At 35.9% G+C, this 21,462-nt stretch carries 26 protein-coding genes, 1 tRNA gene and 2 other annotated features; of the genes, 3 read left to right on the top strand and 24 right to left on the bottom strand.

Translation table 11 applies throughout. From position 1 onward, the window contains the following. Nucleotides 1-18: 18 nt before the first annotated feature. The 6 genes from FA707_RS02790 to FA707_RS02765 form a co-directional block, all read right to left on the bottom strand. On the bottom strand, nt 19-1,995 hold the full coding sequence (locus FA707_RS02790; RefSeq protein WP_136952790.1) for a V-type ATP synthase subunit I: 1,977 nt from the start codon (nt 1,993-1,995) through the stop codon (nt 19-21). After that, entirely contained in the window at nt 1,982-2,305 is a 324-nt protein-coding gene (locus tag FA707_RS02785; protein ID WP_136952789.1) for a hypothetical protein, read from the bottom strand. The genes FA707_RS02790 and FA707_RS02785 overlap by 14 nt, the downstream gene beginning before the upstream one ends. An 87-nt stretch (nt 2,306-2,392) precedes the next feature. Beyond that, nucleotides 2,393-2,443, bottom strand: a sequence feature (sodium ion sensor (DUF1646 type); this cis-regulatory element may regulate processes involved in with the transportation of sodium ions). A 260-nt stretch (nt 2,444-2,703) separates the two neighbouring features. Next, on the bottom strand, nt 2,704-2,988 hold the full coding sequence (rpmA, locus tag FA707_RS02780) for a 50S ribosomal protein L27 (RefSeq protein ID WP_135254133.1): 285 nt from the start codon (nt 2,986-2,988) through the stop codon (nt 2,704-2,706). 20 nt (nt 2,989-3,008) lie between these two features. After that, a complete protein-coding gene (locus FA707_RS02775; protein WP_136952788.1) occupies nt 3,009-3,347 on the bottom strand; it encodes a ribosomal-processing cysteine protease Prp in 339 nt (112 codons plus the stop codon). A gap of 23 nt (nt 3,348-3,370) precedes the next feature. Next, complete coding sequence (gene rplU / locus FA707_RS02770) at nt 3,371-3,679, bottom strand: 50S ribosomal protein L21 (protein WP_135254137.1); 309 nt, start codon at nt 3,677-3,679, stop codon at nt 3,371-3,373. A gap of 18 nt (nt 3,680-3,697) precedes the next feature. Then, nucleotides 3,698-3,767, bottom strand: a sequence feature (ribosomal protein L21 leader region). A 72-nt stretch (nt 3,768-3,839) separates the two neighbouring features. After that, complete coding sequence (locus FA707_RS02765) at nt 3,840-4,436, bottom strand: TetR/AcrR family transcriptional regulator (RefSeq protein ID WP_136952787.1); 597 nt, start codon at nt 4,434-4,436, stop codon at nt 3,840-3,842. 197 nt (nt 4,437-4,633) lie between these two features. On the opposite strand from FA707_RS02765, the gene FA707_RS02760 reads away from it, so the two are divergent. Next, a tRNA-Arg gene (locus tag FA707_RS02760) sits at nt 4,634-4,707 on the top strand. Between the two features lie 436 nt (nt 4,708-5,143). After that, nucleotides 5,144-5,662 carry an SF0329 family protein gene (locus FA707_RS02755; protein ID WP_136952786.1) on the top strand — a complete coding sequence of 173 codons (519 nt, stop codon included), beginning with the start codon at nt 5,144-5,146 and terminating at the stop codon, nt 5,660-5,662. A 45-nt stretch (nt 5,663-5,707) separates the two neighbouring features. Here FA707_RS02755 and FA707_RS02750 read toward each other — a convergent pair whose 3' ends face one another. The 7 genes from FA707_RS02750 to FA707_RS02725 form a co-directional block, all read right to left on the bottom strand. Continuing rightward, the gene (locus FA707_RS02750) at nt 5,708-6,391 is read right to left on the bottom strand and encodes an O-methyltransferase (protein ID WP_136952785.1); all 684 of its coding nucleotides are present in this window, start codon (nt 6,389-6,391) and stop codon (nt 5,708-5,710) included. Between the two features lie 137 nt (nt 6,392-6,528). Then, a complete protein-coding gene (locus FA707_RS02745; protein WP_136952784.1) occupies nt 6,529-7,026 on the bottom strand; it encodes a GNAT family N-acetyltransferase in 498 nt (165 codons plus the stop codon). Between the two features lie 103 nt (nt 7,027-7,129). Then, nucleotides 7,130-7,303: a hypothetical protein gene (locus FA707_RS10440; RefSeq protein WP_154299931.1), complete on the bottom strand. Its 174-nt coding sequence runs from the start codon at nt 7,301-7,303 to the stop codon at nt 7,130-7,132. Between the two features lie 22 nt (nt 7,304-7,325). Beyond that, nucleotides 7,326-7,769 (bottom strand): GyrI-like domain-containing protein, encoded by a 444-nt coding sequence (locus FA707_RS02740; protein WP_136952783.1) that lies wholly within the window; start codon nt 7,767-7,769, stop codon nt 7,326-7,328. A gap of 171 nt (nt 7,770-7,940) precedes the next feature. Continuing rightward, the gene (locus FA707_RS02735) at nt 7,941-8,384 is read right to left on the bottom strand and encodes a GatB/YqeY domain-containing protein (RefSeq protein WP_136952782.1); all 444 of its coding nucleotides are present in this window, start codon (nt 8,382-8,384) and stop codon (nt 7,941-7,943) included. Nucleotides 8,385-8,408: 24 nt separating this feature from the next. Next, complete coding sequence (gene rpsU / locus FA707_RS02730; RefSeq protein ID WP_126831326.1) at nt 8,409-8,585, bottom strand: 30S ribosomal protein S21; 177 nt, start codon at nt 8,583-8,585, stop codon at nt 8,409-8,411. A gap of 103 nt (nt 8,586-8,688) precedes the next feature. Then, a complete protein-coding gene (locus tag FA707_RS02725; RefSeq protein WP_136952781.1) occupies nt 8,689-9,141 on the bottom strand; it encodes a Fur family transcriptional regulator in 453 nt (150 codons plus the stop codon). Nucleotides 9,142-9,216: 75 nt separating this feature from the next. Between FA707_RS02725 and FA707_RS02720 the strand changes: the two genes are divergently transcribed. Beyond that, complete coding sequence (locus FA707_RS02720) at nt 9,217-10,047, top strand: pyruvate, water dikinase regulatory protein (protein ID WP_136952780.1); 831 nt, start codon at nt 9,217-9,219, stop codon at nt 10,045-10,047. Here FA707_RS02720 and FA707_RS02715 read toward each other — a convergent pair. The 11 genes from FA707_RS02715 to FA707_RS02665 all read right to left on the bottom strand — a co-directional run bounded on the left by FA707_RS02715 (nt 10,032) and on the right by FA707_RS02665 (nt 21,380). Next, nucleotides 10,032-11,720, bottom strand: a complete 1,689-nt coding sequence (locus tag FA707_RS02715) for an IS1182 family transposase (RefSeq protein ID WP_136952779.1) — start codon at nt 11,718-11,720, stop codon at nt 10,032-10,034. The two genes, FA707_RS02720 and FA707_RS02715, sit on opposite strands and share 16 nt — an antisense overlap. 144 nt (nt 11,721-11,864) lie before the next feature. Then, on the bottom strand, nt 11,865-13,541 hold the full coding sequence (gene recN, locus FA707_RS02710) for a DNA repair protein RecN (protein ID WP_136952778.1): 1,677 nt from the start codon (nt 13,539-13,541) through the stop codon (nt 11,865-11,867). A gap of 29 nt (nt 13,542-13,570) precedes the next feature. Further along, nucleotides 13,571-14,389 carry a TlyA family RNA methyltransferase gene (locus tag FA707_RS02705; RefSeq protein ID WP_136952777.1) on the bottom strand — a complete coding sequence of 273 codons (819 nt, stop codon included), beginning with the start codon at nt 14,387-14,389 and terminating at the stop codon, nt 13,571-13,573. Between the two features lie 5 nt (nt 14,390-14,394). Beyond that, nucleotides 14,395-15,282: a polyprenyl synthetase family protein gene (locus FA707_RS02700; RefSeq protein ID WP_136952776.1), complete on the bottom strand. Its 888-nt coding sequence runs from the start codon at nt 15,280-15,282 to the stop codon at nt 14,395-14,397. Further along, nucleotides 15,275-15,517 carry an exodeoxyribonuclease VII small subunit gene (locus FA707_RS02695; RefSeq protein ID WP_136952775.1) on the bottom strand — a complete coding sequence of 81 codons (243 nt, stop codon included), beginning with the start codon at nt 15,515-15,517 and terminating at the stop codon, nt 15,275-15,277. The genes FA707_RS02700 and FA707_RS02695 overlap by 8 nt, the downstream gene beginning before the upstream one ends. A 3-nt stretch (nt 15,518-15,520) precedes the next feature. After that, nucleotides 15,521-16,861 carry an exodeoxyribonuclease VII large subunit gene (xseA, locus tag FA707_RS02690; RefSeq protein ID WP_136952774.1) on the bottom strand — a complete coding sequence of 447 codons (1,341 nt, stop codon included), beginning with the start codon at nt 16,859-16,861 and terminating at the stop codon, nt 15,521-15,523. A 337-nt stretch (nt 16,862-17,198) separates the two neighbouring features. Continuing rightward, nucleotides 17,199-17,639 carry a transcription antitermination factor NusB gene (gene nusB / locus FA707_RS02685; protein WP_136952773.1) on the bottom strand — a complete coding sequence of 147 codons (441 nt, stop codon included), beginning with the start codon at nt 17,637-17,639 and terminating at the stop codon, nt 17,199-17,201. A 1-nt stretch (nt 17,640) separates the two neighbouring features. Next, complete coding sequence (locus FA707_RS02680) at nt 17,641-18,072, bottom strand: Asp23/Gls24 family envelope stress response protein (RefSeq protein ID WP_136952772.1); 432 nt, start codon at nt 18,070-18,072, stop codon at nt 17,641-17,643. A 26-nt stretch (nt 18,073-18,098) separates the two neighbouring features. Further along, nucleotides 18,099-18,656, bottom strand: coding sequence for an elongation factor P (gene efp, locus FA707_RS02675; RefSeq protein WP_136952771.1), 558 nt, complete (start codon nt 18,654-18,656; stop codon nt 18,099-18,101). Nucleotides 18,657-18,686: 30 nt separating this feature from the next. After that, the gene (locus FA707_RS02670) at nt 18,687-19,751 is read right to left on the bottom strand and encodes a M24 family metallopeptidase (protein WP_136952770.1); all 1,065 of its coding nucleotides are present in this window, start codon (nt 19,749-19,751) and stop codon (nt 18,687-18,689) included. Between the two features lie 153 nt (nt 19,752-19,904). Beyond that, nucleotides 19,905-21,380, bottom strand: coding sequence for a helix-turn-helix domain-containing protein (locus FA707_RS02665; RefSeq protein ID WP_136952769.1), 1,476 nt, complete (start codon nt 21,378-21,380; stop codon nt 19,905-19,907). Between the last annotated feature and the right edge of the window lie 82 nt (nt 21,381-21,462).

Genomic DNA, 21,462 nt, shown 5'->3' with positions numbered 1-21,462 from the left:
ACTATTCTCCTATCTGATTTACATATTATCGTTTGATTGTTCGATATTGACATATTTTTCACTTGTTTTTAGTGGAGTGAACGCTTTTCCTCCACCTTGGTAATACTTACCAAAGAATTCCACATATTGTAATCGTGCGCCATGAACATAAGCGCCTAGTAATGATAAAAAGATATTCAGACCATGTAAGGCAATGATTAAAATAATCCCAATGCTAAATCTAGCGATCGGTGGCATAAAATTGACTAACATATTAAACGCAGCGGCAATACTACCACCAGAAATACCTAATGCCATTAATCGCGTGTAGCTAACCAAATCCCCAATATAACTTGTCAAACCATACAAATTGTAGGCACCTTTTGCTAATCCTTTTACTTTTGAATGACTACCTTTAAGAGGCGATAACAAAATGGTTATGGCACTAATAATGGTTAGACTAATTCCTATCGTAAAGAGTGCTGGTTGTTGTAATATTATTTTCCCCAAAAGACTAATGACAATTCCAATCAAAATTCCTTGCCAAGCAAAACCTTCTGAAACAGCCGCCAAATAGTTTTTCTTCCGAATATTTTCTTTTGCATTTAACATGAGTCCCATCATTATTTGAATGAAGCCAAAAATAACAGACAACAACAAAATTGTAATAACATCTTCAGTTGTCGATAGAATAGGCTCATAAGGCATTTTCACACCAAAGAAAGAATTATAAATTCCCCCCCAAATCATCGTCGGAACAGCTAAAATCTTAAAAAATTCCATAAAGCGTTTAGTCCCTCTAGGAAAGGTCATCATCTTAAGTGCCAATGATGTCCCCACAAACATTAATAAACCATAGCCTACATCAGCAACCATCATTCCAAAAAAGACTAGGAAAAAAGGAACGAACCATGGCGTTGGGTCTATCTCATCATATTTAGGTAAACTATACATCTCCGTTAACATTTCAAACGGTTTAACCAAGCGATGATTACTTAGCTTAGTTGGAACTTCTTTTTCTATTTCAAGCGCAGTGGGTTCTTCAAATGTTAAATAAAGTTCATCTTTTGGAAAAACAGTCATCAAGTGATTCGATAAACAGGGGATATCCGGCTCTCCTATCCACCCTTGGACAACAAATAGTTGCTCGGTTTTAATGGCTTTTTGTACTACTTTTTCTCTTTGTAATTTTGCTAAAATAGCCTCTTCTGCCAGTTGTATTTGTTGGACTAATGCTTTTTTTTGACCAATCATTTTGGTTAATCTTTTTCTAATCTGATGATTGTCTACTATTTCTTGCTTAACAGCCCTTAACTTTTCTTTAGGAAGTACCTCTTCCTTATAGTGTTCTATTTTGACACTAAACGATCGACAAATATCAATCACTGCTTGTTGAATATCATTTAAGTAAACAAAAGCAACATACGTCTCCTTCTCATCTTGATAAATATTTTGAAGATGAATATAGCTAAGGTGTTGCATTTTACTTTCAAATTCTTCCCAGTTCTCACTACCTAGAACTCCTAATTCCATCGTTTTGATTGGAGTTGTTACCTCATCAGGTAACACTTCTAGATTTTGCCATTTGTATAAATAGGCTTCTTCTTCTAGTAAACTCTCTTTCTTTTCTGTGGTTTCTAGCCATTGATGCTTAATCCCAATAATCTCATCCAATTCTGTTTCAATCGAAACTTCATCGTATTGCGTTTCCAATGTTTGAAGGTCTGTTTCATAGCGTTTTAATCGTTGTTTTTTGGCTTTACTATCACCGTGATGTTCTATAAACATTAATATTTCTTCAATTTTTTTTAGACGTATTTGTAGGTCTTGTTGTTTTATCAAAGAGTCTTGAACTGTCATTTCTTCAGAATATTGAGCTAACCATTCATGATTTAACGAGTCTGCAAAAATGTCTCTTATCTCTACATTTTGTAAGCCTTGTATTGTTTGTAAGACAGTATCTTTGTCCTTACTCTCTGTTATCACTGTCATTTTTTTCATTTTAGTGACGGCCATACGTTTGTTTCACCCTTTCGATGATTGCTTGAACCGCTTCTTGATTATTTTGAGCATATCGAGCAATTAGCTGCTCTTTTAATTGCATATTTTTTTCTTTTAATCGCAGCTCTTCTTTTTCCATTCTTCTTTGTTCTAACTGTTCTTTTTCTTTAACTAACTGTGTAAGTTCTTTTTTTACCAATTGTCTTTCATCTGCTAATAGCTGTTTTTTTTCTTCTTCATAATGATTTAACGATTCAATCAATTGCTCTTTCTTATAAAGATTATCTTTTTCAGCCTCTTGCAATCTTTTCAACGCTTCTTTCATAATATTCACTCCCTTTCCAAGAAAAAAAGCATACTTCAAATGAAGTATGCTTAAATAAAAAATGAGCACACACCACAAAAGTCGTCATTCTTCTCACCCCTTGAAGAAATAAACCCTTGAAGCATATTATGCCCAACCGTTAGTTATTTAATTTTGTATCACCTCTATAGTATAACAAAGGAAAATTTGACTTTCAATCAAAATCGGTAATATTTTTTCAAAAAAACAACCTATAACGATTGCGTCTATCCGAAAAAGAAAATGAAACAATTGAAAATATTTCAGAAATCGTAATGCTTTAATTTAACACACTAAAAATATCGTCATAGAGCTGTTTTCGTAAACAAAAAAAACCCAACCCCTTGATATATAAGGGATTGAGCTTGTCAGTTCAATAATTATTGAGCTACTGGGTATACAGATACTTGCTTTTTGTCGCGTCCTTTACGTTCGAAGCGTACAACTCCGTCGACTTTAGCGTATAAAGTATCGTCTCCACCACGGCCAACGTTAGCACCAGGATAAATCTTAGTTCCGCGTTGACGGTAAAGGATAGAACCACCTGTTACAGTTTGTCCATCAGCTCTTTTAGCTCCAAGACGTTTTGATTCTGAATCACGTCCGTTGGCTGTAGAACCACCACCTTTTTTGTGGGCGAAGAATTGTAAATTCATTGTTAACATAGTATGCACCTCCTGTGGTATTAATTAACTTGAATCATCACAAATTGATTATATTCATTTTGGATATCTTGTAAACCTAATAAAAGATTTTCTAATAAGAGTTGAGAAATCTCAAGTTCTTTATCCGACAAATCTTCTTTTAGCGTCACATACAAATAGCCTTCATTGTCGTTATCCATATCAACTAAAGGTTCCACTTGGCTAAGTTTCGCAATACCATTAACAGTTGAAAAAGTTAACGCAGACACAGCTGCACAAACAATATCACTGCCGTATGGTCCTGATCCAGCATGACCTGAAATTTCAAAAGCTTCAATTGCTTGATTCTCTTTATTTCGTTTAAATGTTCCTTTAATCATTTGGCTAACCTCTAATCAATGAATTAAGCGTTGATAGCGTCGATCATCACTTTAGTGTATGGTTGACGGTGACCTTGTTTACGGTGAGTGTGTTTTTTAGGTTTGTATTTGAAAGTCACAACTTTCTTTTGTTTTCCTTGTTTTTCAACAGTTCCTTCAACAGTTGCGCCAGCAATTGTTGGAGCTCCAACTTTAGTAGTTTCTCCACCAACTAAGACAACTTCATCAAATACAACTTTTTCGCCAGCTTCAACGTCTAATTTCTCAACGTAGATTGCTTGACCCACTTCAACTTTGTATTGTTTACCACCTGTTTTAACGATTGCGTACATGCTCGTAAGCACCTCCTTATATTTACTTAGACTCGCCATCATAAGTGACCATGGTCTTAGAACTTACTCTGTGCGGTTGTAGTTGTGGTGCCACAATTACAACATTAGAATTGTACCAAAAAAAAAGAGAATGGTCAACCATCCTCTCTTTAAAAAATAATTAACACACAAAAAAATCAGTTAAACGAGCTTCTTGTAATAATTCCGAATCCAAAATCTTCACTAACGTTGTTGCCATAAAATGTGTCGCATACATTTTCCCTTCGTTTAACCAACCATCAACATACCCTAGGAAAGTGAACATCAAGTAATTCATTAATACACTTTTAGGCACTGTCAGCTCAGATGCTTGCATCTGATGTCTGTACTGACTTATATAATTAAATAACTTTTCTTCAAACTGCTCACGATAACATAATGCCTCTTTATCGTTTAATAATGTTGATAGTAATTCTGGTTGAGCTTCAACGTGTTCTAAAAATTTTTGTAGAGAAAATCTTTTCACACCTTTATCATCAATAACCAGTGAACTTTCAAGTAAATCTTCAATAAATTGCGTCATCATCTCATCTGCGAAAACGCTTTTATCTTTGAAATGCAGATAAAATGTCCCACGCGTCACAGAAGCTTTCGTTGTTAAATCTTTTACATTGATTTCATTAATATTCTTTTTAGATAACAGCTCTAGAAATGCCTCTTTTAATTTTTTTCTAGTTTTTAATATTCTTGGATCAACTTTTTCATCAACAACTTCCATTCCTATTTATCACTCCTTACATGATTTGTCTGAATATGTTTTTATTACTCCTTTATACCCAATAGTTTATACTTTTTCGTCTTTTTTGTCTATAATACATACGATAATTAACAAAAAATTCATACTTAAATAATTATCGGAAAATGGTTGACATACTAAACTAAGTTCTCTATAATAAACTATGTTGCTTGAGATATGTCACAGTAGCTCAGCAGGATAGAGCATCCGCCTTCTAAGCGGACGGTCGGGGGTTCGAATCCCTCCTGTGACGCTAACAAACGCTAGAAACTTTGGTTTCTAGCGTTTTTTGTTTATCCACTCATCAAAATCGAGCCAAGTAATTATTAAGAATACCTAAATAATTACATCATTTTTTGAAATTTAATCGCTGCCATGCTATGATAGGTTCATACGAAGAATATTTCATATGCAACATTTTGATCTATTTTAATGAAATTTAATCACACTGGCGTAGCTTTAGGGCTACAAGGATGTAATAGTCGGTAGGGATTGCATTGTTTAAATGAGAAATAATCAAAACAAGCAATAGTCAGGAACAACCTTAAGTATTAAATATTGAATAGTTAGATAGCCTTCTCTTTCATTAGAGAGGGCTATCGTCAATTTTAGGGCCTTTTTATTGCGATGATTTTTCATTTTAGGTTCTTTATATTAAACTAATCATTATACTAAAAAGGAGTTTTCGTATGGTGCAAATGACATGGACTAAAGCAAAAAAACAACTGAAAAGTTTAACATGTGACAGCCTACAAGGACGGCTTGATTTTCATATTATTAATTACCGCAAAGCACATGACCAATTAGGACGAGCAGTTATTACGCTTGATAAAGAAGAAATATTCAATATGTGCACACTGACAACTGAAGCCAAAGAATTTGAAAAGACATTGGCACTTTCCGAATACCTAAACGAAGATGAGCTAGAACAGAACACTTCGATTGAGTTGCAACAACTTGCCCAACAGGAGTTAGCTAAAGAAGGTGTTTTTGCTCAATATGATTTCTTTGAAGCCTTAGCACGATACTTCAACGAATCGATTGAAGAGAGCCTAACTTCCGACCATGACTTAGTAAAACTCTTGTCTTTGATTGACCGACGTGTTGGCAAACGAACATTAGTTAAGCTAGCGGACACAATAGACACTGAATCCGCGCTCGTCCAGCAATTTTATTACATTCGCATGAAATCCGAAAATTTAGCGTAAGCAAAAAGCCAGTGACTCACTTCAAAACGAGTCGCTGGCTTTTGTTTATAATTCAATTTTTTCTTTGTCCTTAGTAATTAACAAGACGCCATCACCTAATGGGATCAAACTGCTTGTTAAGTCTGGGTGTTCTAACACCGTATCGAACAATAAGTTTAACTTACGGTAAATCGTGCGTTGGTTACGCGGAATTTCTTCGATTGGTTGTAAAATCGTGCCGGCTTGTAAAACATCATCAATCATAATTACGCCACCAACTTCTAAACAGTCTAATAAGTAGGGCAAGAACTCGATATATTTAGACTTCGCGCTGTCCATGAAGATAAAATCATATTTCTTATCTAAGGTTGGCAAAATATCTTTCGCGTCCCCTTCTAATAACGTGATTTTATCTTCTAATCCTAGCGCTTTGTAGTTAGCTCTTGCTTTACGAATCATCACATCAAAGCGGTCAATTGTCGTCACATGCCCGCCTTCAACGACATATTCACTCATTAAACTACTTGAAAAACCTATGGCTGCCCCAATCTCTAAAATTTCTTTTGGCTTTAATTGTTTCAATAGAAACTGCAAAAAAACGACTGTTTCGTGGGGAATAATCGGGACATCATTTTCATTGGCTACTCGTTGTATTTCTCTTAAAGGACCTGTTAATTGTTTTTGTCTGTTTCGCATGAAATCGACAATTTCTTGTTTCACTACAGGTCGGTGCATCATTGGATTACGCAAATCCACTCATCCTCTCATTAGTTAGTGCTTCATCTATTATACGTAACTAGAAAATAGATAGCAAATATAAAAAAAGAAACACACCAACTTTTGGTCTGTTTCTTCAGTCATCATACGAATTAATAATATCTATCAAATCAATTGGTTGCTTGTGGCACACCAATTTCTTTCACGTACCAACAATCCATCTCGAACGGGGCGTGGGAGGTTAGCGCATAAGGGATTTGCTTAAACCCAAAGTGCTCAAACAAACGATTCGCCTTATTCAGCTTATGATGAGTTTCAATGTAGAGTCTTGAATAATGTTGACTCGCTTCCTCGATAATCTTCTGCAACAATTCAGCGCCAATACCACGACCTCGAAAAGCTGGTTTGACATATACATGTTGAATTTCACCAACTTGTGCCTGTGCCTCACTTAATGGCCGACAGCCACCTATCGCCACTAATTCTTGATTGATTTCAACACCCCAATAGCCATATCCTTCCTGACCTAACCTTTTCCAAAAATCCTCACTTGACTGTAAAAGTTCCTCATTAAACTCTGTCTCGACATAGCCCACTTCTGCCACATGTTGCGTAATTAAATCCTCAACAACTTCACGATCACTCAAGTTAAGCGCACGAATTAACATCGTTTATCAAGTCCTTTCGTTTTTTTCATCATAACATGTTCTCAACATTTGAGCGAACAATTCGCTAGGTAAAAAAATAAAATCAATCGATTATTGAACAATATCATTTACGTAGCTTGTTTCTAAAATATATCGCTAACGCCATCAAGCATAATATCCCTATTTGCCAAAATCCTTCCTTACGACTAATACTAAAACCTTCTATCACACTGGCAATCGGGATAAGTAACAAGCCAATGACAAACAACACACCTAAAATTAATGCTTTATTATTCATACTGTAGTTACTCCTTCTCTACCTATTCAGCCACCAACGGAATACCAAATTCGCAAAGATGTTGTGTTATTTTTTCGAATGCATATCTTTCGATAATCGGCTTTTGAAAGTCCACTTTAAGTCCAATTGTTAAATCGGCTAAGTTAGCCCAAAAATTTTGAACACCTTCTACTGTGTGAGCCACTTCAAAAACTGCATAGGTACTATCCTCAAGTTTACGATGTTCCAATCCGTCAATGACATTTTGGTCATCTACCAATACGCCAACATCATATCTTAACTTATCTTCAGAAACTTCTTGTGGATTGTCTAAAGCAATTCCTAAAATCACTGTATCATAATCTAAAAGTTGGTGAGTTTTTAAATAACTCTTTAACTGTTCCATCATGATGGCATTTTCTGGACCATACGCGCCAGTTCTTCTCATATAGCTAATAGTTACATTACTAAATATCTCTTTTCTCATTCTGTTTACCTCATTCCAGTAAGTTTATCTCATCTTTACCTCTTCATCGTAATTTCTATTAAAATGAAATTCAACTATTATTTTCGAAATTTATCCAACTACTGTTAACGCCTAGATAACGTAGCATCTAAAACGAAAAAAACCACCTACCGTAGTAGATGGTTTCTATTATTAGTTTAATAAGGCTTTGACAGTACTATTAATTAGGTTACCGTCGGCTTTACCTTTCACTTTAGGCATCACTGCCCCCATAACTTTTCCAAAATCCGCTTTTGAAGTTGCTCCGGTTGCGTTAATCGCTTCTAAAACAATGTCACGAATCTCTTCCTCAGTTAATTGTTGAGGTAAATAAGCTTCAACTATTTTAAGTTCACCGGTTACTTTATCAACCAAATCTTGACGATTTGCTTGGCTGAACTCTTCAATCGAATCACGACGTTGTTTCGCTTCACGAGCTAACACGGTTAACTCTTCATCAGCGGTCAATTCGCGACCTTCTTTGATTTGTTCGTTTTGTAATGATGACTTAATCATTCTTAGAGTAGTCAATTTATCGCGATCTTTCGCTTTCATTGCTACTTTAATATCTTGATTTAAAGTGTCTAATAGAGACATACTTTATCAGCTCCATTCAGAAGATTAAAACTTCTTACGTTTTCTAGCTGCTTCAGATTTTTTCTTACGTTTAACACTTGGTTTTTCGTAAAATTCGCGTTTACGGTATTCTTGCAAAGTACCTGTTTTAGAAACGGAACGTTTGAAGCGACGAAGAGCATCATCAAGGCTTTCATTTTTCTTAACTACTGTTTTTGACATTAAATTCCCCTCCCTCCGAGCTTAAAAAGTAACCGTTTTTCATTAGTGACTAACTAAAACTGTCCTTTAACTATTATAGCTAACTGGTGTTTTAACGTCAACATTATTCTTGAATATCTTGTAATTTATTCGCACATTCCGCACATTTACCAAAAATTTCGAAGCGATGACCCTGAATTTCCGCACCGACTAATTGTTCTTTAAAGAAGTTCATTGGACACATATCAATTGACTGAGTCGCCCCACAACTTGTACAAATAAAATGATGATGATGATGCAAATGACCATCTGGATTACAATGGAATCTGAAACGTTTCTCCCCTTCAAATTCGGTTTCTTCTAAAATGTGTAGTTCGGTAAAATCTTTTAAATTACGATAAATGGTATCATAGCTAATGCCTTCATAGCCGTCGTTCATGAATTCATAGACATCTTTAGCAGATAAATATTTATCTTGGGATTCTAAAAAAACTAACATGGCCTGGCGACGTTCGGTATACTTGAATCCGGCTTTTTTCATAATAGCCAATGCTTTTTCAATCTTTTTTTCTTTCATAAAGCAACCATCCTTTTCTCTGCTATATCTATGCTATAATAAGATGAATCTAAATGCAAGAAGGGAACAAATCTGATGTCTATCGAAAAACAATTTATTTACATTTTATCAGACAGTGCGGGCGAAACAGCCTCAAATTTAGCCAATGCCGTGATTGCCCAATATGAACAAGTAGAGTTCAATGTTATAAAAAACATTTTTATCACGGACTTACATGATTTATCAGAGATTTTAAATAACGCAAAAAAACAAAATGCAATGATTATCCACACTTTAATTACAGATGAATTCACGCAATATGTTAATGACTTTTGTCGACAAAAACAACTATTTTGTTTGGACATCTTGTCGCCACTGGTTAATGAAATTGAACAACGTACAGCGATTCATCCAACCAAATTAGTCGGAGCAGCGCATACCTTAAACAAAGAATATTTCAAGCGCATGGACGCAATGGAGTTTGCCGTTACCTATGATGATGGCAAAGACCCAAAAGGCTTTTTAGAAGCTGATATCGTCTTATTAGGCGTTTCTCGCACGTCTAAAACACCGCTTAGCTTATTCTTAGCCAATAAAAATCTAAAAGTTGCAAACTTACCAATCATGCCACAAGCTACCTTACCAAAAGAAATCTGGCAAGTTGATCCGAAAAAAATTGTTGGTTTAACCAACGACCCAAGTATTCTAAACAAAATTCGTCAAAAGCGCATGATTGCTTATGGACTTGACCCAAATACGGCTTACTCCGATATTGAAAACATCAACCAAGAATTAGCCTATGCTCAAAAATTGTACGATATGATTGGCTGTATCGTGATTAATGTCGCGAACCGTTCAATCGAAGAAACCTCTTCTATGATTCTACACTTATTAGAAATTGACGAATGTGGTTATTTTGGAGAATAAAAATAAATTAGAAAAGAGGCTGTGACAAAAGTTAGTGTTATTAGTCTAAAATAAAAAATCCGAAACGGACAAAAAGTGTTATTTTTCGTTTGTTTCGGATTTTTTCTATTTTCTATGTCTTTCTGCGTCTCCCAAGACGCTAATTTCATCATATTTAGCGCCAAGGAAACAATACCGGTTTCCTTGAGAACTTTTCCAAGTCCTCTCACAGAGAAACGAGTGAAGCCCAAAGAAGCCTTCATCCGTCCGAAAACTGGTTCCACATCAATCTTACGTTTAGCGTAAATTTTTCCAGTTTCTTTCGTTGAAAGAAAATCTCGTTGCTTCGCTTTATAATATTCCCATGAAGGATTAATCATTATTTTTCTTATGTGGCCTTTGGCTGTTAACGCAGCAGGAATTTCTTCACGATTTTCGTCATATTTTTCTGCCACATATTCCTTGAAATCACGTGAAAAACCGTCTGTGTCTGTGCGTTTTCGATACTTATTAAAATTAAAACGGACTCCTTTTGGGTCAATATAATAGTCTTCTTTTTCTTCGTAAAACCAATTCATTACCTTTTTATCATCTGACTGCCATTTCTTACTATTTTCTTTCAACATTGTCCCGTACGGGATTAATGAGGTATGTTGAGATAATTTGTCTTCTAGATATTGATAGTTACTTTCTGAACCATAACCTGCATCTGCTACTATATACATTGCATCCTTTTCTGCTAAATTCATTTTTTCTAAGAAAGGGATTAACGTTTTAGTATCTGTTGGATTTTGGTAAACATCATAGCCTACGATAAATTGCTTGCTCGTAGCAATTTGCAGATTATAAGCTGGCTTAAGCTGACCATTTTTCATGTGATCTTCTTTTACTCTCATGAAAGTGGCATCGTGATCAGTTTTTGAAAAGCTGTTTCGTTTCCCGAAAGTCTTAAATTGCTTTTGATGTTCTAGCATTTTAGCTCGACGTGCAGCTAATTTTCTTTTAGTTGATTTTAAAGAACGTCGTTCTTGTTTAGCAGGGTTGGGAGAAAGCTTAGGTGTTGTTTCAATTTGTTTTTCTAATTCTTCTAATCTGAATTCTAAACGAGTTAGAACTTCATCAACCATATCTAAAGACAGATTAGAACCATCTGGTATATGAGACGACGAATAAGCCTCTTTTAATTCATTCATTAAAGAGACGGTTGCTTCTCGATTCATCGCATCGAAACGAATCGTGCTTTTCTTCCAAACAAAACTAAATTTATTGGCATCAGCTAAAATTTTAGTTCCATCAATAAAAATGGCATCATCAATCATGTTTTGTTGACGTAAATAAGCGGTTAGCTGCTCCAAGCCTTGATTAATAAGACCTTCTAATTCATCAGATATTCTAAAGCGTGCAATCGTTCGATAAGAAGGCATCATTTCTTGTGTTAACCAACGAGCCGGTAGGCTCTCTTCAGCCAATTGAGCAATTTTACGACTACTAAAAACACTGCGTGTGTACGCAAATAAGACCAGCTTTAACATAGCAGATAAATTATATTGACGTGGTCTTCCGAATAAATAAGATTCTTTGATTTTTAATGTTTCAACTAGCTCGTTAATAAACCAAGCCGTATTATTTTTTTCTGGAATATATGAAGTTGTAATATCCAAACTTAACTGATTCATGTTATAATTAGAATACATTTTTTGGTCCTTTCTAGGATTCTTTGAAGCATGGGTCGGACCGTGCTTCTTTTTTATTTTATTATACCAAAACCCCTGATAAATTTGGCTTTATTGCCAAATTTATCAGGGGTTTTTTTAGAGACTTATGTCACAGCCTCTTTTCTAATTTGTTGACATATTTAAGAGTTCTTTCGCATGTTGTTTTGATAAGTCTGTGATGACCTCACCGGCTAACATACGAGCAACCTCATCAATTCGTTGCACTTCAGCTAATGGATAAACAGTTGTTTGTGTACGTTCATCGACCACATTTTTCTCAATAAAGTAATGATGATCCGCTGCAGCGGCTACTTGTGGCAAATGCGTAATACATAAGACTTGCGAGTCAGTCGCAATTTGATGAATCTTATTAGCAATAGCTTGAGCAACTCGGCCACTAACACCGGTATCGACTTCATCAAAGATAATACTAGTAATCCCTTGTGATTCAGAGAAAATACTCTTCATTCCTAACATGACACGTGACAACTCGCCACCTGAAGCAACTTTCGTTAACGGTTTTGGTTCTTCACCAGGATTGGTACTAATATAGAACGTGACCATATCACGACCTAGTTCATACGGTTTCACTTCCTCAACCACCACTTTAAAGACCGTTTTATCTAAATACAAGTCTTTTAGTTGGGTAACGATTGCTTCTTCTAATACGACCGCATGAGCTTGACGAATCGTTGATAATTGATCCGCTAAGTCCGATACTTGCTCACTTGCTGCGTCTAATTCTTTTTCAAGACGTTCTTGTTTGGCACCACTAAACATTGATTCGTCCAATTCTTTTACAACATTTTGATAATGTTCCAAAATACTTTCTTCAGAATCCCCGTACTTACGTTTCATTTGGCGAATAGTATTCAAGCGTTCTTCGACATGATTCAAACGCTCTTCATCCATCTCCATGCCACTCAATTCACTTTGAATCGTGCGAGCAGCTTCTTCTAATTGATAATAACTAGACGACACTTCTTCGTATAAAGTTTTAAAGTCTTCGGTCAAATCACTAATTGTTTCTAGCTCTGACATCGCCTGACCGATATTGGATAAACTATTCATCTCATCGTTTTGAATAAACTGATAGCTCATGTTTAAGGCATCCGTAATTTTTTGGTGATTGACTAACATTTGGCGTTCTTCAAGCAATTTTTGTTCTTCACCAATGACTATTTCTGCGGTTTCAATTTCTTCACGCTGAAAATTCAACATATCCATACGTTGAACAAATTCTTTTTCATTTGTTTCTAGCTGTCTTAATTGACGAGCTAATGTTTGCTGTTGTTGAAAAGCTGTTTGATACTCAGTTAAAACCGGCTGAATTTCTTGACTAGCAAATTGATCTAAGTAACCGATATGACGCTCAGAATTCATCAACTCTTGGTGTTCATGCTGACCATGAATATCGACTAAGTATTGTCCAATTTGCTTCAATGCCGTCGTATTGACTAGTTGATTATTAACACGACAAATATTTTTTCCGCTTCTAAAAAGTGTTCGTGAAATAATCACCGTCGGATCATCCATCTCAATTCCTAGGTTTTCCATTACTTCTTGCAGTTCTGGTAAAACACGTTGATTGACAAAAAATTGCCCTTCTAAAATCGATTTATCTTCCCCGTGGCGAATAAAATCAGCTGAACCACGTCCGCCAACTAATAGGCCAACTGCATCGATAATAATCGATTTACCGGCACCGGTCTCACCAGTTAAAACGGTCATCCCTTTTTCAAAGGACAACCGTAAATCTGAAATAATCGCAAAATTTTTAATGACTAGTTCTTCTAACATCTATCCACCTACTTTTGCTTGATTAATGATTATAATGAGTGATGCGCCTCGTCAACGATTTGTTTCACCCATGTTTCTAACGCTAAACTATCTTTTTTATCCACCTCAGCAACTGCTCTTAAATAGACGATAAACTCGATGTTACCTTCGCCGCCTTTAATCGGTGAATAATTTATTCCTTCGATCTCAAAGCCTTCTTCTTGCATAAAATGCGCCATCTCATATAGAACCATCTGATGTACATCAGGATCACGTACAATTCCGTTTTTCCCAACTAATTCGCGACCAGCTTCAAATTGAGGCTTGACTAAGGCCATCACATGACCATTTTCTTGAATAATGGTTTTTAAGACAGGCAAAATAAGTTTTAACGATATAAAAGAGACATCAATTGTCGCAATCTCTGGTAAGCCTTGGTCAAAGTCTTCTGCCTTAGAATAACGGAAATTCGTTTTTTCCATCACCACTACACGTTCATCTTGACGTAATTTCCAAGCTAATTGATTGTGACCAACATCTAAAGCATAACTTAATGTTGCCCCATTTTGTAAAGCCACATCCGTAAACCCACCCGTCGATGCGCCAATGTCTAAGACTGTCTTACCTTCAAACTCTATATCAAATACTTCAATCGCTTTTTCTAATTTTAAACCACCACGTGAGACATAACGCAGGCCTTTTCCTTTAAGTTGTAATTCTGATGTTTCCGGAATCTTTACCCCAGGTTTATCCATTCGTTCATTATTTTGGTCATATACCATGCCAGCCATTACTAAGCGTTTAGCTTGTTCACGCGTTTCGGCTAGACCCTGATTAACCACTAAGACATCTACTCGTTCTTTTTTCATGTTGTTCACCTTAATTTATTTATTAGTTCGACTAATAGACTTGTATCAGCTGCAGGCATAAGCACAGTGATAGCTTCTAATGATGCTAAACCACTTTCAATGTGCTCGCTTAATTTCTTAGCTGCGTCATCAAGTCCTAATAGTGACGTATACGTGCTCTTGTTTAATGTTTCGTCAGAGCCAACTTTCTTGCCGATAACTGCTTCATCACCAATCACATCTAAAATATCATCTTTAATTTGGAAGGCAATACCAAACTGTTCAGCGTAATGATGTAAATGTTGACTGACAGCTTGATTGGCTTGCGCCATGATGGCCGCACTATCAATAGCAAACTTAATTAACGCACCTGTTTTACGACGATGAATAGATGCTAAATGTTCCAAGTTAATTTGTTGATTTTCGGCTTCAATATCCCCTACTTGGCCCCCAATCATACCGGCTGAGCCAGATTGCAAAGCTAATTGCTCAAGGATAACCACTTTCACCTCAGCTGGTAACGCTACTTGCGCCACCATATGAAATGATTCGGTTAAGAGCGCATCACCAGCTAAAATCGCCATCCCTTCACCAAAGACTTTATGATTCGTTGGCTTTCCACGACGTAAATCATCGTTGTCCATCGCTGGCAAATCATCATGAATAAGCGAATAGGTATGAATCATCTCTAAAGCACCCGCTACTTGATAATGGGCAGCCGTTATCGGGACTTGCAATAAGTCTAAAGTTGCTAATACTAATAGTGGACGAATTCTTTTACCACCTGCTTCCAGCGAATAACTCATCGCTGTTTGTAAGGTTGCTTCATCCGCATAGTGTTTCACAAATGAGAACATATGCTCTTCTACTTGAGGTAAATGTTGCGCTGAAAAAAGTGCCAACGTCTTAGACATTGACGCCCTCACTCTCTTGGAAAACCACTTCTTGGCCTTCTTCGTTCATGATTTTCGTTAACATTTCTTCAGCATCAGCTAATTTTTTCTGGCAAAATTGACTTAATCCGATACCTTCTTTAAAACTACCTAGCGCTTGCTCTAAAGGAATATCCCCTTGTTCTAATTCTCTCACAATTAGTTCTAATTGGTTTAACGCCTCTTCAAATGTAGGCTCTGCTTTTTTTGTTGCCATCTTCTACTCCTTTATATACTCTATTGATTTGACTTCTGCCAGTGCTTTACCATCCGTAAAATTAATGGTGATTTCTTGTTTTTCGGTTAATTGCTCTGCTGAATGAACGATGCCTTGCTCATCCGTTACGTAACCATAACCACGTTTCATAATATTTAAGGGACTTAACATATCTAAAGCCTGCATCCCTTTAGTTAATTCCATTTTGCTTTTTTCTAATTTCAACGTCATACTGCGAATTAATTTTTCCTTTAAAAAATCTAACTGTTGTTGAGACTGCTCAACTTGTTGACTTGGACTCACTAACTGCAAACGTTGTGTTACGTCATTTAATTGACGCTCTTGCGATTGAATCATCGCCTGCATTTGTTGATAAAAACGCTGACGAACACTATCTAACTTTATTTCTAAACTTTCATACAAGCGCTGTGGCTGTCTGAAAATATAAGAATCTTGTGATTTGTTCAAACGTTCTTGCTTATGGCGTAATAACGTGTTGAACGCTTTAATCAAACGATTTTCTTTCTCGCGAACTTTCATCAGTTCTTCGGTTAAATTGGGAACTGACAATTCAGCTGCTGCCGTTGGTGTCGCTGCTCTGACATCTGCAACAAAGTCTGCAATGGTAACATCCGTTTCGTGTCCGACTGATGAAATAATTGGCGTCTGTGAGGCAAAAATAGCTCGTGCCACGATTTCTTCATTAAATGGCCATAAGTCCTCAATTGAACCGCCACCACGCGCGACAATCATCGTATCAAAATTACCTAAACTATCCGCTTTTTTTATATTATCCGCAATATTTTGCGCCGCTTTTGTCCCCTGAACTAACGTTGGGAAAATAACTAGCTCTGCTATCGGATAACGACGTTTAACGGTTGTCATAATGTCACGAATAACCGCGCCACTAGGACTTGTAATTACCGCAATTCGTTTAGGAAACTTGACTAATGGCTTTTTAGGCGCATTAAATAATCCTTCTTTAGATAGCTTTTCTTTCATCTCTTCAAATGCTTGATATAACGCTCCGACGCCATCAGGTTCCATATGTTCGATTGTAATCTGATATTGACCTGATGCCTCATATAACGTAATCCGGCCAATGACTAGAACTTTCATTCCCTCTTTAGGTTCAAATTTAAGCTTTGAATAAGCCCCTTTGAACATCACCGCTGAAATTTTAGCATTTGCATCTTTGATTGAAAAATATTGATGGGCATTAGGTCTAGCTCTGAAGTTAGACAACTCTCCTGTTAAATACACACGCTCTAAATAAGGATCTTGCTCAAATTTATATTTTATATATCTAGTTAAGGCTGTTACTGACAAATATTGTTGTGTCATTATTTTCCACCCACATTCGCTTAATTAATCATATGGCTTTTCTTAACTCATTGTCTTTATTTTACCATAAAAAGTGGAAGCATCCTATAAAGGAAACACGCTAAAAATTGTTACAGCATGATGACCCAGTATGTTTTCTAAACAAAAAACGTGCTGTTCTCGGTCACCTTAACTGAAAAATCAAACATCTTCTAATTTAACACCGTTCCAATGATTTGTCGACTAAATGTTTCTAAAAAGCTCTTGATTTCTTACATTTTTTACGAGATTTTAATATTTTTAAAACAAAACAACCATCAACCTACAGCATGCAGATTGATGGTTGTTCATTTGAATATTAGTTAGCTTCACTATCTAATTGTTTCATCACATTCGATAACACACCGTTAACGAATTTAGGCGATTTGTGATCACAGTACATTTTAGCTAATTCAATAGCTTCATTTAAAGCTACACGGTTAGGTGTTTCTTCAAACAACATTTCATAAACTGCGATTCGCATTATAATTAAATCAGTTTTTGCCACACGAGCAATATTCCAGCTCTTTAAATGTTCTTCAATTTTACGATCAATTTCCGCTTGATGCTCAATGACCCCTGATACTAATTGATCTAGATATTCTGGAATGAACATCCCTGTTTCTTCATCAAACAAGGCATGGTTCCCAATTTCTAAAGCATAACTAATAGCATCTTCTTTGGTAATTTCTTGTTGAAAATCAAATGGATATAGCGCTTGAAGAGCTTTCTCTCTGATTTGACGACGAGTTAACTCCACACTATTCCTCCTCTTCTTCTTCCATACTTAACAATTCTTCTAATGACGGTGTTGCTAATTTTTCAGTGACTAAACCAACAACATGAACGTTAACTTCTAACAATTCGATATCTGTCATGTTTAATACTTGTTGTTTTACAATTTCTTGTAATTGTAAGGCAACTTTTGGTACAGAAACGCCGTATGCTAAATAGCAATATAAATCAACAGCGATTCCATCATCTAAAACGTTTAAGGTAACGCCTTTACGATGAGATTCTTTCCCTAAAAGTGAGGTAACATTGGCCGCTAAGCTACCACGCATTCCTTGAACACCTTCGACTTTAGCAGCAGCAATACCGATAATCACTTCTAAAACTTCAGGAGCAATGACAATCTCGCCACCTGTATTTTCATTTAGGTTTTCTAAAATTAAATCCGTATTTTGTCCCATGTTACTATCCCCTTTCAGATATGCTCTTAAGCACGAGAAGTATATGAACCATCCACTGTATTAACAACTAATTTGTCCCCAGCGTTAACGAAGAATGGTACGTTAACCACTAAACCTGTTTCCATAACAGCTGGTTTAGAACCACCTGAAGCAGTATCACCTTTAATTCCAGGTTCTGTTTCTTTTACTTCTAAGACAACAGTGTTAGGTAAGTCAACACCGATTGTTTCGTTACCATACATGATAATGTTACACATGCTATTTTCTAATAAGTAGTTTAACTCATCTTTAATTGCTTCTGTAGGCAATTCGATTTGTTCGTAGTTTTCTGTATCCATAAAGACATGGCTATCACCAGACTCATATAGATATTGCATTTTACGGTTATCGATTTGTGCTTTAGCAATTTTCTCGCCGCCACGGAAAGTCTTTTCTTGAATGCTACCGTTACGTAAGTTTTTTAATTTTGTACGAACAAAGGCAGCTCCTTTACCTGGTTTTACGTGTTGGAAATCCATTACACGCCAAATGCCTCCGTCTACTTCAACAGTTAAACCTGTTTTTAAATCGTTTACTGAAATCATTGTTTTCCTCCTAAATTATACTAAAGCATCTTACAAAATAATTAACTCTTTTGGTGAATGAGTTAATATTTCAACGCCTGATTCTGTTACTAAAAGATCATCTTCGATACGTACACCGCCGACACCTGGGAAGTATAAGCCTGGTTCGTTAGTAATCACATTACCTGGTACAAAAGCTTTCTCAGCTAAACGTGAAACATTTGGACCTTCGTGGATTTCTAAGCCGATACCATGACCAGTAGAATGACCAAACGCTTCTGCTACGCCTTTAGTTGCAAAGTAATCGCGTGCCACTGCATCTAATTGAACACCTGTCATACCTGGTTTAGCCGCTTCCGTTACCATTAATTGAGCATCCAATACCATTTGATGGATTTCTCTCAATCGTTGACCTGGGTCACCAATCGCAAATGTACGTGTCATATCAGAAACGTACCCTTCATAATAACATCCAAAATCTAAAGTAATCAAGTCACCTTGCTCAATAATTTTGTTGCTTGCTACACCATGAGGCATTGCTGAACGAACGCCACTCGCAACAATTGTTTCAAATGACACACTCGTTGCCCCTAAAGAACGCATAAAGAAATCTACTTCATTTGCCACTTGAATTTCGCTCATACCTGGTTTGATATAATCAAGAATGTGGGCAAAAGCTTTATCTGCAATTCCACATGCAAACTTAATCGTTTCGATTTCTGACGCTTCTTTGACTTCACGCAACTCTTCAATCATGCCCTGAACGGGAACTAATTCACATGAAATTAATTCTGAAATCACGTCATGAGTGAAGTAAGACATATGCACTTCTTCAAATGCCATGTTCGCTAAGTTTTCCTTTTTGACAATGTTTTCTACTTCTTCATAGATTGGACCAGTATGCTGAACGATGGTATAGCCTTCACATTGGGTGCTAGCTTGTTCAGTATAACGGAAGTCTGTAACAAAGTAAGCATTATCTAACGTAATCACTGCTAACCCAGACGTGCCAGTAAAACCTGAAACGTATCTTAAGTTATATGGACTTGTCACTAAAAATGCCGCTAAATTTGCTTCTTTCATTTTGTTTCTAAGCTTATTTATACGATGAATCATCTTATGACCTTCTTTCTAGAAACGATATCAACGTTATTATATCAAATATAAGGCTATATTAAAACCATTCTTACCTAGCTTTTTCTCGAAGAGAACAGATTTATTAGGATAATTTATTTCGACAAACATTAATTTAATAATAAGATTGACGTTCTAGTAGAACTGCCCAATAATCTCCTCATTAATTCTAGTCAGAATTAACATAAAATTTTGACGATTAAAAATATCTTCTACAAAGATAATGGGTTTATCACTATCTAATAAGTAACTATCAGAAATAATGATATCAGCATTTTCAATGTCGTGGCTAATGTAGAGCGAGTCACCATAAATATATCTGAGTTTTTGCATAATAAATTGTTCTTCATTTGGTTGGAATTTAAAACAAAGGCCCACATTAATGACCTTTTCTAAAAATTTTTGTGTAGGTAAATAAAAGAGGCAAGAAAAATTTATCTTCCATAATTCGTCAGCAGGTGACATTTGAGGATGAGGGTTCGCCATTAAACTGGTGGCTGCAATTTTTTCCAAATCTTGACGAATAGGAGAATTCAGAATAACCTCATGAGCAAAATATTGACTAAAAGGTTCAAATTCAAAAGCGGATAACTGTAGGCGATAACTAATAATATATAACAAATAACTATACAATCGATAACGTTTTTGCTCGGTTAAGTTTAGTTCAAGTTCTAAATAGCGTTGCCACTCTTGAACTGCCAATTGTGAGGTTGCTTTATTAGCATCATTAATTTCGAATTTGTGATAATTAGTCGCCAGCAATTCATCATCAAAAAACTCTGGCACAAAGAAATAGATAAATAAGATAAAATAAGCCACTTCATTTTTTTGAAGTTGTTTATCAAATAATAACGAACCTTCAAAGAAGCGGTCAAATTGAATCACAATTTCATTATCGACAGAAAACAACGCCTCACCTTCCATTAAGTCAAAATAGCATTTATTGACCATTCTATTTTTAAAAACAGCCAGCAAAATTTCTAACTTATAAACATTGATTTCACTCATCACTTCTTTTCTTTGATTAAAAAAGGGCACTTGATTTAGTAACGAGCTGTTTTCAACTACCTCACGCTTATTAATCGAAATATTTTGAGAAACAAAGACATAAAAAAAGACCCTCACCCTTAATTCATCTCCAAAAAGCCTTAAGAGATTTTGCTCATCTTTTTTTATTTCTACGTGATATTTGGCTGCAATGGCATTTATCTCTTTTAAAACACGGTAAATATGGGCAATGCTCATGTGTAACTGTTGACCCGCTTGTTGGATGGTGACTCGGCGTTTGCCATTACAGATTAATTGGCACAGACTATACGCTCCCGAAAACGATAAGTAATACGCAATTAACTGCTGTCTAATTTTTTCAAATGTTTCATAGTTAGCCACCTTTAAACGAGTCGCACGTAAATCAAGCTCAATTAAATACTCTCCCGTAATGGTGTGAATGTCTTCATTTAATTCCTTCACCCTTCTTGAAATTGTCGAATAATCAGCATTAAACTTCGTTTCTAAATAAAAGGTCGGCACCTCAAACTTATTCGTCAAGCCAATTTGTTGATACAATTCGAGCTTAAATAGCCTGTTTTTCTTTAAAAAATCTCGGTACATTATGCTCTCCCCCTTAGTTTAACTTATCTTATCTTATGAACTATCTTTTTTCAAATATCGTGCATTAAAAAAGATTAGCTAT

Source organism: Vagococcus zengguangii, from assembly GCF_005145005.1.
GTDB lineage: Bacteria > Bacillota > Bacilli > Lactobacillales > Vagococcaceae > Vagococcus_A > Vagococcus_A zengguangii.
Note: the sequence above shows the minus strand (reverse complement) of the source record. Positions and strands in the feature narration are given on the sequence as shown.